The 12,276-nt window shown below is 46.1% G+C and carries 5 protein-coding genes; all 5 read left to right on the plus strand.

From position 1 onward, the window contains the following. The first annotated feature begins 7 nt into the window (after positions 1-7). Positions 8-1,672, plus strand: coding sequence for a RagB/SusD family nutrient uptake outer membrane protein (locus HUW51_RS11830; RefSeq protein ID WP_185274228.1), 1,665 nt, complete (start codon positions 8-10; stop codon positions 1,670-1,672). A gap of 290 nt (positions 1,673-1,962) precedes the next feature. Continuing rightward, a complete protein-coding gene (locus HUW51_RS11835) occupies positions 1,963-3,822 on the plus strand; it encodes a beta-N-acetylhexosaminidase (RefSeq protein WP_185274229.1) in 1,860 nt (619 codons plus the stop codon). A 639-nt stretch (positions 3,823-4,461) separates the two neighbouring features. Then, the gene (locus tag HUW51_RS11840; RefSeq protein ID WP_228467017.1) at positions 4,462-5,658 is read left to right on the plus strand and encodes a Gfo/Idh/MocA family oxidoreductase; all 1,197 of its coding nucleotides are present in this window, start codon (positions 4,462-4,464) and stop codon (positions 5,656-5,658) included. Between the two features lie 309 nt (positions 5,659-5,967). Continuing rightward, the gene (locus tag HUW51_RS11845) at positions 5,968-9,396 is read left to right on the plus strand and encodes a family 16 glycoside hydrolase (RefSeq protein ID WP_185274231.1); all 3,429 of its coding nucleotides are present in this window, start codon (positions 5,968-5,970) and stop codon (positions 9,394-9,396) included. Between the two features lie 649 nt (positions 9,397-10,045). Further along, positions 10,046-12,220, plus strand: a complete 2,175-nt coding sequence (locus HUW51_RS11850; protein ID WP_185274232.1) for a carbohydrate binding family 9 domain-containing protein — start codon at positions 10,046-10,048, stop codon at positions 12,218-12,220. Positions 12,221-12,276 lie beyond the last annotated feature (56 nt).

Below are 12,276 nucleotides of genomic sequence, written 5' to 3' on the forward strand. Positions count from 1 at the left end.
TCAACACATGAAAAATAAAATAGTAATAGTAGCCGCCTTTGTTTCTTTGGGACTTACCAGTTCCTGCGGCGATGATTTTCTGGAAAGAACCCCCCTAGGAGTTGCCAATGAGGCTACTTTGAGCAATGCGGCCGGAGTAAATGCCGCCTTAATTGCCGCTTACAGTTTGCTGGATGGCGTGGGCTCCGGACCTAATTTTACCTCAGCGGGTAGTAACTGGATTTACGGCGAAGTAGCTTCTGATAATGCTTACAAAGGCAGCGACGTAGGAGATCAGGCGCAAATTACCACCATTGAGCGTTACCAGGGGCAGGCCGATATCGGCGCTTTTAACGACCGTTGGGTAGCTTTGTACGATGGCGTGTCGCGGTCTAACGACGTGTTAAAATTATTAGCTAAAGCCACGGATGTAAAAGATGCCGAAAAAACGCAGATTACTGCGGAAGCCCGTTTCTTAAGAGGCTGGTACCACCTGGAGGCTAAAAAAATGTGGAACATGGTGCCTTACGTAGACGAAACAGTTACAGATTATAATGTAGCGAACGATAAGGACATCTGGCCCATGATCGAAGCCGATTTAGAATTTGCTGCCGCTAACTTAGCCGCCGTAAAATCGCAACCTGGCCGGGCCAGCAGCTGGACCGCCAAAGCCGTACTGGCCAAAGCGCACATGTTTCAGCAAGATTACACTGCTGCTAAACCGTTGCTGGACGATATTATTGATAATGGTCCTTTTGCCTTAGTAAACAGCTACCACGATAATTTTAGAATTGCTACTGAAAACAACAGCGAGTCGATTCTGGAAGTACAGAACTCTGTAGCCGATGGCGGTAGCGGCCAGAATGGAAACAATGGCGATAACTTAAACTTCCCGTATAATGCGGGCCCCGGGGGCTGCTGCGGTTTCTTTCAGCCGTCGCAGAATTTAGTGAACGCCTTTAAAACCGACGAAAACGGTTTGCCTTTATTAGATACGTTTAACGAAACCGATGTAACCAGCGATCAAGGCTTGGCGGCTACCGATCCTTTTACCCCCTACGCTGGTAGTCTTGATCCGCGTTTAGATTGGACCGTTGGCCGTCGAGGTATTCCATTTTTAAACTGGGGCTTGCATCCCGGTCGTACCTGGATTCGTGACCAGGCTTTTGCCGGACCTTATACCTCTAAAAAGTATACCTTTTACCAAGGCGAAAATGCCGGTGCAGAATCTAATACGGCCAACGCCAACAATTACCGGGCAGTACGGTTTGCCGATGTTTTGTTAATGCGCGCCGAAGTAGCCGTGGAAGAAAATGATTTAGCTACGGCTTTAACCATTGTGAATCAAATCCGGGACCGGGCCGATAATGTGGTCGTAACCATGCCCGATGGTTCGCCGGCGGCTAATTACAAAGTAGGTTTATATCCTTCTTTCCCGAGCCAGGAATACGCCCGCAAAGCGGTACAGTTTGAGCGCCGTCTGGAATTTGCGATGGAAGGCCACCGCTTCTTTGATTTGGTACGTTGGGGCAATGCCGCCGAAGTGCTGAATGCTTACTTAGCCAAAGAAAGCCAGAAAAGAACTTACTTAAACGGCGCCACTTTCGAAAAAGGCAAAGATGAATATTTCCCGATTCCGCAAACGCAGATTGATATTGTAGGTGCTAACCTGTTAAAACAAAATCCGCTTTAAAAACTAGGGTTGCTTTTGTTTTACAAGCAGCCACCTATTTAAATCCGAAAGAGCAAGCCCACCTGGTGGGCTTGCTCTTTCGTTTTAACCTGTTCCGGTTTCCAAAGCTAATTAGCAAAAACGCCCGAATTTTAAATTTTTTGCTTTTTTAAAATAGTGTGTTCGTTAACATTTATGAAAAATTTAAAAAAAGTTGTTTAAACTTCGGCTTATTAAATTTTAATTCCATCAAAGTATCATTAAATTTGTTGGGTGCCAGGAGCACTGCATTTATTTATTTTACCTTATTCATGAGAAAAAAAGCTTACCTGTTGCTGGTTCTTTCCTGGATCAGTTTATTACCCACGCGTGCACAAACCCAAGAAATTCCGGCCAGTAATCTTGGCTTAGTTCCGTTGCCTTTAGAAGTAAAAGCTTACGACGGAAAATTTACCTTACCTGCCAAAATAGTAATTGCTGCTAAAACCGCCGACGAACAAAACGTAGCGGGCTTTTTAAAAGATTATTTTACCGTATTGGGCAAAGTAGCCACAGTAACCCCGGATGCCAACCAGGCAACGGTAAAATTAAAAATCGGTGCTCTTACCAGTAAAAATCCCGAAGCGTATCAGCTCACTGTAGACCAATCCGGAGCCAGTATAACTGCCTCCGCTGGACCTGGTTTATTTTACGGCGCCCAAACCTTGATGCAGCTTTTACCGCCCACAGCTCAGGAAACCATTGCGGTGCCGTACGTGCGTATTACCGATGAGCCCGCTTTTAAATGGCGCGGCAATATGTTGGATGTAGCCCGGCATTTCTTTCCGGTAGCCTTCGTTAAAAAATACATCGATTACTTAGCCGCTTATAAGATAAATACTTTTCACTGGCACCTCACCGACGACCAGGGCTGGCGCGTAGAAATTAAAAAATATCCCAAACTTACGCAAATTAGTGCTTTCCGGAACGAAAGTTTAGTAGGCGCGCAGCAGCTCATGAAAAAGCCCGAAGATTATAAATACGACGGCATCCCTCATGGTGGCTTTTACACCCAGGAAGAAATTAAAGACGTGGTAGCCTACGCCCAAAAACGCTATATTACCGTTGTGCCGGAAATTGAAATGCCTGGCCACTCCGTAGCCATTCTGGCGGCTTACCCCGAATTAGCTTGCAAACCCGGTCCGTACCAAACCCGCACTTTATGGGGGATTTCTGATGATATTGTTTGCCCTTCCGAAGAAACCTTTCAGTTTTTTGAAAACGTGTTAGCCGAAGTGATTCCTTTATTCCCGGGTAAATACGTGCACATTGGCGGCGACGAAGCTCCTAAAGACCGCTGGCGCGAAAGCAATTTGGTAAAAGGCATCATGAAAAAGGAAAAAATCAAAGATGTAGAAAAAGTGCAGGGTTGGTTTAACAACCGCATCGAGAAGTTTTTACTGGCCAAAGGCAAAAAACTAATCGGCTGGGACGAAATTCTGGAAGGCGGTATTTCGCCGAAATCTACGATCATGAGCTGGCGCGGCGAAAAAGGTGGCATTGAAGCAGCCCGTCACGGCAACGAAGTAGTCATGTCGCCGGCTTCGCATTTGTACCTGGACTACGGTCAAAATCCGGTGCCGCACAGTCCCGTTGAACCTTTAATGATTGGTGGTTATTTGCCCCTCGAAAAAGTGTATAGCTACAATCCGCTTTCGAGTGAGTTAACGCCGGCTCAGCATAAATATATTCTGGGCGTGCAGGCTAATTTGTGGACCGAGTACATCCCGACTCCCGAAAAAGTGGAGTACATGTTGTTTCCCCGGATTATGGCTTTAGCAGAAGTAGCCTGGACGCCTTCCGCCAAGAAAAATTATGCAGATTTCCAGCAGCGCTTAGGCCAACAATTCCCGCGCCTCGATGCCAAAAACATTAAGTACCGGGTGCCGGAACCCGCCGGATTAGATTCTACTAAAATTGTAAAACAAGGTGATAAAGCCACACTTACGCTAACCTCTATTGTACCGGATGCACAAATCCGCTACACCTTGGATGGTACCATGCCCAACGAAACCGCCGACTTGTACACCAAACCTTTGGCTCTACCGGTTAATCGTAACTTAAAAATCCGGGCGATTACGGTTACGCCAAAAGGCCGCTTGAGTGTGCCGGCTGAGGTTGTTATTCCTTAAAACAGGATATTGGGAATCAGTGCAAATACTAGCGCACTCCGGAAGTGACCAGAGTTTTTTAAGATAATTTTAAAAAAGAAATCTGCTTACAGATAAACGGAAAATCGTTTGTGGAGACACAACCAATGGCACTGGGGAAGGGGCTACCAAAATAAGTAGCGACACTTTAGCTTTTAAATCCTCTGCCTTTGGCTGTGTCTTCACAGCCAATTTTGGAGCAAAGGTAAAAGCAGATAGGAGAGGAGTAAGCAGAAAAATTAGCGGTAATAAAACAAGCTAATTGGCGCAAAGCAAAAATTTAAAAAATGAATGTCACCAACTTCATGGATGAAGGTGTCTTTATAGGAAATGAAAAATTAATTGGAGAATTTAGATAAGCTTCATAAAACTAAGCTTGCCTTGGTTTCCTGCATCGGCCAATCGCTTTAAAAATGATAAACTGCTGGTGGTGGGCGCTAAGCTGAAGCAGGATAGATGATTTTTATCTAAGTAGGTATTATTTAGTTAGTTAAATTGAGTAGAATTTAAGTATTTTAAAAATATAATAGTAATCCTAATCTAATCATGACTCTAGACAATGCAAATGGAAGGAGGAAGTTCCTTAAAACTTCAATCGCGGCTCTCGCGGGAATTACCATTGTGCCACGCCACGTTTTAGGCGGCAAAGGTTACCTGGCCCCCAGCGATCACTTAACCAAAGGTATCATTGGCGTTGGTTCCATGGGTAGGGGCCACATTCCTTACGCGGGTACCAAGGTAGTAGCTATTTGCGATGTAGAACAAAACCATATAAAATTGGCGCTGGATAAAATTGGCAGCACCGTTAAAACTTTTTCGGATTACCGCGAACTGATTCAGTTACCCGAAGTAGATATTGTGCACGTGGCTACTCCGCCGCATTGGCACGGCATTATGGCGGCCGATGCCGCCCGGGCTGGTAAAGATGTTTGGTGCGAAAAACCCATGACCCGTACCATTGGCGAAGGTAAACGCGTAGTAGAAGCGGTACAGCAACATGGCCGTATTTTCCGGTTAAACACCTGGTTCCGCTTCGAAGATATGTTCTACGGCATGCGTACGCCGGTTAAACCCATTAAAAAATTAGTAGAAAGTGGCTTATTAGGTTGGCCGTTAAAAGTAACCGTAGGCGCTACTACCGGCTACGACTGGAAATTCTACTGGGTAGGTAAAACCAACCTCGACCCCATGCCAGTACCAGCTACCCTGGATTACGATGCCTGGTTAGGGCCTGCTCCTTATAAACCATACAACCCGCACCGGGTGCACCAAACTTTCCGGGGTTACTGGGATTACGATGGTGGCGGCTTGGGCGACATGGGCCAGCATTATTTAGACCCGGTACAGTATTTCCTGGGTAAAGACGATACCAGCCCGGTTTCCGTGGAGGTAGATGCGCCGCAGCAACACCCCGAGGCCGTGGGTACCTGGCGCCGGATTACTTACACTTACGCCGATGGTTGTCAGATTATTCTGGATGGCGAAGGCAAAGACACGAATGCCGCTTACATCGAAGGACCAAAAGGTAAATTATATCCTGGTTTTAAATCCGACATTCCGGACTTAGAGAAAAAATTAGCCGCTTTCCCGGATCCGGAGCCTCAGGTTACCGACTTTGTGGATGCTGTTAAAAACCGCAAAAAGTTTGCCTTGAACGAAGAAAACGGCCACCGGTCTTGCACCATTGTAAACATGGGATTAGCCGCTCTAAAATTAGGGCGATCGCTTAAGTTCGATCCGGTAAAACAAGTTTTCATCGACGACGATGCTGCCAACCGCCTCATAGATCAACCCATGCGCGCCCCGTTTGTGATATAGTTGATTGTTTTACGAATTCATTTTACTGAAAATTTAAAAATTCAACCACCTCTACCCCTCCTAAGCTTAGGAGGGGAGTTTTTGAGTTAAGTTTTTATTTGTTTCTAGAGCTATGGAATAAGTAGCCTCGGCCAAGTGCAAAACCTGCTGATTTCGTTTTACGGAATAGCCCCATCTCCTTCCCTGTTTTTAGGGAAGGTGGCCGGAGGGCGGAAGGGTAAAAGACTTGAGCAATGAAACAACTCAAATAGATTTTGGAGCTATTTAGCTAACTATAAGACTCATCCTTGAATCAATATACCGTTATTCATGAAAAAATTACCCGTATTATTACTTTCCTCCCTGCTATTAACGGGCAGTGTCCAGGCTCAGACTAAGGTCGATAACCGGACAACTTCTACCCGGATTGCCGATGTGCTGGCTATGTTTCCGGCGCAGGATGCCCAGCAGCTAGCTACCAACATGAACGAGGTAGGCGCTTTGGGCGAAGCTGGCTTAGTAGATTTGGCCAAAATGCTGGTGCCCCCCGGAAAAGGCGACAATACCAAAGTGCAATATGCTTTAGGCGGTTTTTCGTATTATGTAGCCCAGGGTAACCGCGAAAATCTGCGCACCATGGCGGCTAATGCCTACGTGAAAGCCTTGGATCAGGTAACTGATCCGGTAAACAAAACTTTTTTAATTTTTCAGTTGCAAATGGTCGGCAAAGACGAAGCAGTGGCAGCTTTAGTTAAAAATTTGAGCAACGACCAAGTTTGCGGACCGGCTGCGCGGGCTTTAGTTAAAATCAATACCGCCAGTGCTAAGTCGGCATTATTAACGGCTTTATCCCAAGCCCAAGGTACCTGCCAATTATCGTTGGTAGAAGCCTTAGGCGATTCGAAAGATGCCGCCGCCGTATCAGCCATCAGTAAAATAGCCAGTAGCGCCAGCGACCCCAAAACGAAGAAAGTAGCGCTGTTTGCTTTGGCAAACATTGGCGACCCCGCTGCTGAACCCGTGTTAGCTGCCGAAGCCGAAAAAGCAGGTTATGCTTACCAGAATGCCAATGCTACCGCCGCTTACCTGCGCTGGGCTAAATCCATGCTGGCTGCCGGTAACAAAGCACCGGTAGAAAAAATGGCACAAACCTTAATCAGCAAAGCCACTCAGGAAAGCCAGGTACCCACCCGTATTGCCGCTTTAAATTATTTAGTGGATGTGCAGGGCGAGCAAAGTTTACCTACTTTGTTAGACGCGGTAAAAGATAAAAACCAAGCTTACCGGGTAGCCGCATTAACCCGGGCTGTAGAATTTAAAAATGCTGGTACCGCACAATGGTTAACTGCTTTGAAAAAAGCTGATCCGGCTGCCAAAGCCGATATTATTAACATGTTGGGCCGGAAAGGCGATGCGGCAGCTTTACCGGCTATTTTAAAAGCTACTAAAAATAAAAACGAAGGCATTAAAGTAGCCGCCATTACCGCCGCTGGTAAAATCGGGCAGGATGGCGCTTTGCCCGCTATTTTAAAAGCTACCCGCAAAGGCGATTCTACTGTGGTAAAAGCTGCTCAAACGGCTATCCTTACCATGAAAGGTACCAACGTAGTTCCGCAGGTAAGCCAGGCATTACCCAAAATGAACGAAACGGCCCAAGCCGCTTTGCTCGAAGTACTGGGTGCCCGCAAAGCGAACGAGCAAATTAACGTGGTGTTGGATGAAGCCAAAAGCAAAAATCCGAAAGTGGAGTTGGCTGCTTTAACCGCTTTAAAAGACATGGCGACTCAGGAGAATCTTTCTTCTTTGTATCCCTTATTATTAGCCGCTGATCGCCCGGAAGAAGTAACGGTCATGCAAGAGGCGATCTACAACGCCGTAAAAGGAGAAAGCGAAAAAGCCAAGCAAACCGAAACCATTTTGCAGCAAATGGCGCAGGCTCCCGCGGATAAAAAACCATTGTACTATGCGGTGCTGGCTAAAATTGGTGATAAAAAAGCTTTACAAACCGTAGTGGCTGATTTTAAATCCGGCGATGAAGCAACCAAGAAAGCAGCTTTTGCGGCTTTAGGTACCTGGTCCGATTTCAGTGCAGCGAACGAATTATTTAATATTGCCCAAGCCGATCCAAATTCACCTTACTTCGACCAGGCTTTGCGCGGTTATGTGAAGCAGGTAAGTAGCGCTAAATTCCCGGCGGAGCAAAAGCTGTTGCTTTTAACCAAAGTGATGGACATTGCCAAAACTACCGAACAAAAAAGCGTTATTCTGCATGAAGTAGGCAAAAGCCCAACCTATCTGGCCTTACAACTTGCCGGTAAATACCTCGACGATGCCGCTTTAAAACAAGTAGCCGCTGATGCCGTTACCAGCATTGCTTTGGGTAATAAAGATATTTACGGACAAGATGTACGCGATTTGTTGAACAAAGCCATGGGTGCCATGCAAGGTGCCGAAGTAGAATATACCAAAGCCAACGTCCGCAAGTTAATCGACGAGATGCCGAAAGAAGCAGGCTTTGTTTCGATGTTTAACGGCAAAGATTTAACCGGCTGGAAAGGCTTAGTGGCTGACCCGATTAAACGATCAAAAATGGATGCGAAAACGTTAGCCGCTGCCCAGCAAAAAGCTGACGAGCAAATGCGTCAGGACTGGCAAGTGAAAAACGGCGAAATCGTTTTTGTGGGTAAAGGCTACGATAACCTGACTACCGTTAAAAAATACGGCGATTTTGAAATGCTGGTAGATTGGAAAATCTACGACGATGGTAAAAAAGAAGGCGACGCCGGTATTTATTTACGTGGCACGCCGCAAGTACAAATGTGGGATACTGCCCGCGTGAAAGATGGCGCCCAGGTTGGTTCTGGTGGTTTGTACAACAACAGAGTAAACCCCAGCAAGCCTTTAAAAGTAGCGGATAACAAATTGGGCGAGTGGAATAACTTTCGGATTTTAATGAAAGGCGACCGCGTAACCGTGTACCTGAACGGCGAACTGGTAACCGATAACGTCATCCTGGAAAACTACTGGGATTCTAAATTACCAATCTTCCCCGAAGAACAAATAGAACTGCAGGCCCATGGTTCGCCGGTAGGTTACCGCAACCTGTACATCCGCGAAATTCCCCGTCCGAAGCCTTTTGAACTAAGCGCCGCCGAAAAGAAAGCCGGTTTTAAAGTGTTGTTTGATGGTACCAACATGCACGAATGGCAAGGAAATACCACCGATTACACCATCGAGAAAGGTACTTTGGCCGTTTCGCCGAAGCCTGGTAGCCGCGGTAATTTATACACCAAAGACCAGTACAGCGATTTTATCTTCCGTTTCGAGTTTCAATTAACGCCCGGTGCGAACAATGGCTTGGGCATCCGGGCTCCTATGGAAGGCGATAACGCTTATAACGGCATTGAGTTACAAATTCTGGATGACGGCGCTGATATTTACAAATCGCTGGAAAAATACCAGTATCACGGCTCGGCTTACGGCATTTTACCAGCTAAACGCGGTTACTTGAAACCAGTTGGCGAATGGAACTACCAGGAAGTAATCGTACAAGGTCCTAAAATCAAAGTAATCCTAAACGGTACTACCATCCTGGACGGCGACTTAACTGAAGCCCGAAAAAACGGCACCCTGGATCATAAAGATCACCCGGGCATTCACCGCAACTCCGGTTATATCGGTTTCCTGGGCCACGGTTCAACGCTAGCTTTCCGCAACATCCGGATTAAAGATTTAAGCAAGAAAGTAGCCGCTAAGTAAAAAATTGAAAATTTAAAAAATCATCCTTCAGGTAGAAACTAAAAAGCGCCATCCAGCCAAAGATTCTGCCTGAAGGATTTTTTATTTATTTTAAAATTTTATATAAGGTATTCTTAGGAGCCCCAAAAGCAGCAGCTAAGCGCGACTGACACCAGTTTGGCTATTGAGGGCCTTCTAAGGTTCAGGTTCTGCGAAGCAGAATTCCGACGCAGGAGGAAAGGAAGCTTAGACCAGCCCGAAAAAGCCAAACGAGGCCTGCCGGCCATGAGGCAAACTCAGCCTTGTCAAACTAGATAGCACCGCAGCCTGGAGACTTGAAAAGGCTCCAAGGAAGTACAGAAGAATACGCTTTGGCTAAAGGATGAAACTACTAAACCCATATTTTAGCAGCTTGCCAAAGCAGATCAGGGTTCCGGCTTTTGCCGGAGTAAAGTCACAGACTTTACTTTATAAGAAGGCACAAGTTTTGGAAACTTGCGCCAGAAGTTGAGCTAGTAAATGTCTTGGGCAGGGCAGTTGCATCCAAAGAGAAATACCTAATAATTTGGCCAATGTAGAGTTTATTATAAACGAATACTTCTTGATTAAAATTAATTACCAATAGCAAATTTTTAAAAAATTCCTTAAACCGGAATCACAATAATCCTGTATGAGAATACCTTTACTCGCGCTTTTCTCGCTTTTACTTAGTTTACCATTATTCGCCCAAAAAAAGAACGCCGCTTACCAGTTACCCATAAAAGAGGCTTCTAGTGAAATTAAAATTGATGGCGTGCTAGATGAACTAGCCTGGCAGGAAGCCGCCGTAGCCAAAGATTTTTACATGATGCTGCCCATGGACACCAGCTATGCCCAGGTGCCTACGGAAGTACGCATGACCTACGATAAAAACAACATCTACATCATAGCAACCAACTATGTTACAATACCCGGTCCGTACATGGTAGAGTCGTTGCGCCGGGATTGGTCTTTTTTAAAAAATGATAATTTTATTTTCTTTATCGATCCTTTCGACGACCAAACCAATGGTTTTGCTTTTGGTGCCAATGCCGCCGGAGCGCAGTGGGATGGCATTATGTACGAAGGCAGTAAAGTAGATTTAAGCTGGGATAATAAGTGGGTGTCAGCGGTAAAAAATTACGACGATAAATGGATTTTTGAAGCCGCTATTCCTTTTAAAACCATCCGGTACAAAAAAGGCATTACCAACTGGGGCATTAACTTTGGCCGGCAAGATTTAAAAAGTACCGAAAAGTCGGCGTGGGCGCCGGTGCCCCGGCAGTTTCCGAGCGCGGCTTTGGCATATACCGGTACCCTGGCCTGGGACCAACCACCACCCGAAGCCGGTACCAACATTTCATTAATTCCTTACGCCTTAGGTGGGCTATTCCGGAATATTGCCGGCGGGCAAAAAACGGAGTACCGCAAAGAAGTAGGTATCGATGCTAAAGTGGCCATTACCTCTTCGCTCAACTTAGATTTAACCGTAAACCCCGATTTTTCGCAGGTAGATGTAGACCAGCAGGTAACTAACCTGGACCGTTTTGAATTATTTTTCCCGGAAAGGCGGCAGTTTTTCCTTGAAAACGGCGATTTATTTACCAACTATGGCTATACTAACATCCGACCTTTTTTCTCCCGCCGCATTGGCTTAGGCGTGCCCATTAAATTTGGCGCCCGGTTGAGCGGCCGATTAAGTAAAAATTGGCGCTTAGGCGTAATGGATATGCAAACCGGCGAAGTAGACGAGCTCGGGTTACCGGCTCAGAATTTTGCGGTGGCTTCGTTGCAAAGACGGGTTTTTGCCCGTTCGTATATTGGCGTGCTGTTTATTAATAAGGAATCTTTAAACTACAATCCGGGTGCGGAACCCACCAAACCCGTTTACTCGCGCTATAACCGGAACATCGGGTTTGAGTACAATCTGGCTTCGGCAAACAACGTCTGGACCGGGAAAGCCATGGTTTTAAAATCGTTTAGCCCAGGCAAATCGGGTCGTGATTGGGTACACGCCGCTAATTTGCAGTACGCCAGCCGGGCCTGGCTGATTAACTGGCAACACCAGTACGTCGGCCAGAATTATACCGCCGAAGTAGGATACGTGCCGCGTCAAGGCTTTATTCAGGCTAGCCCCAAGGTAAGTTACTCGTTCTTCCCGAAGAAAGGTCCCATCTTAAACCACGGACCAACCGTAAGTACCAACCACATTACCGACGAAAAAATAAAAACTACCGACAATACCAGTCTGGTTTCGTACGGGTTCACTTTCCGGAGCCGAAGTACTTTTAACATCTGGACCGCTTACGATTTTGTTAAATTACTATCACCTTTCGACCCAACCAACTTCCAGGGCGATACGCTGGCGCGCCGCTCTAACCATTCCTGGAAATCCTGGGGAACGGAGTTTGTGTCTAAACCGCAGAGTATTTTTACATATTCGTTTACTACCCGCTACGGTGGCTATTACGCTGATGGCACGCGCCTGAACCTGACTGGTAGCTTAGGGTATCGTTTTCAACCGTTCGTGAGTTTAGCCGTGGCGGCTAATTACAACGACATTAAATTACCCGAACCTTGGGGAAGAAATAAGTTCTGGCTGATTGGTCCGCGTCTGGATGTAACCATGACCAACACCTTGTATTTAACCACTTTTGTGCAGTACAACGAGCAAATTAAAAACGTAAATTTAAATGCCCGTCTGCAATGGCGCTACAAACCCGCTTCGGATTTGTTTATCGTGTACACCGATAATTACTTGCCCACGCACTTAACAGTAAAAAGCCGAGCTTTGGTGGTGAAGTTTACCTATTGGTGGAATCTGTAAATTTTAAAATTTTGGAGATATAAGCAGGATGTTTCGGAATTGCCGAACGGAGAACC

This window comes from Adhaeribacter swui (genome assembly GCF_014217805.1).
Lineage (GTDB): Bacteria > Bacteroidota > Bacteroidia > Cytophagales > Hymenobacteraceae > Adhaeribacter > Adhaeribacter swui.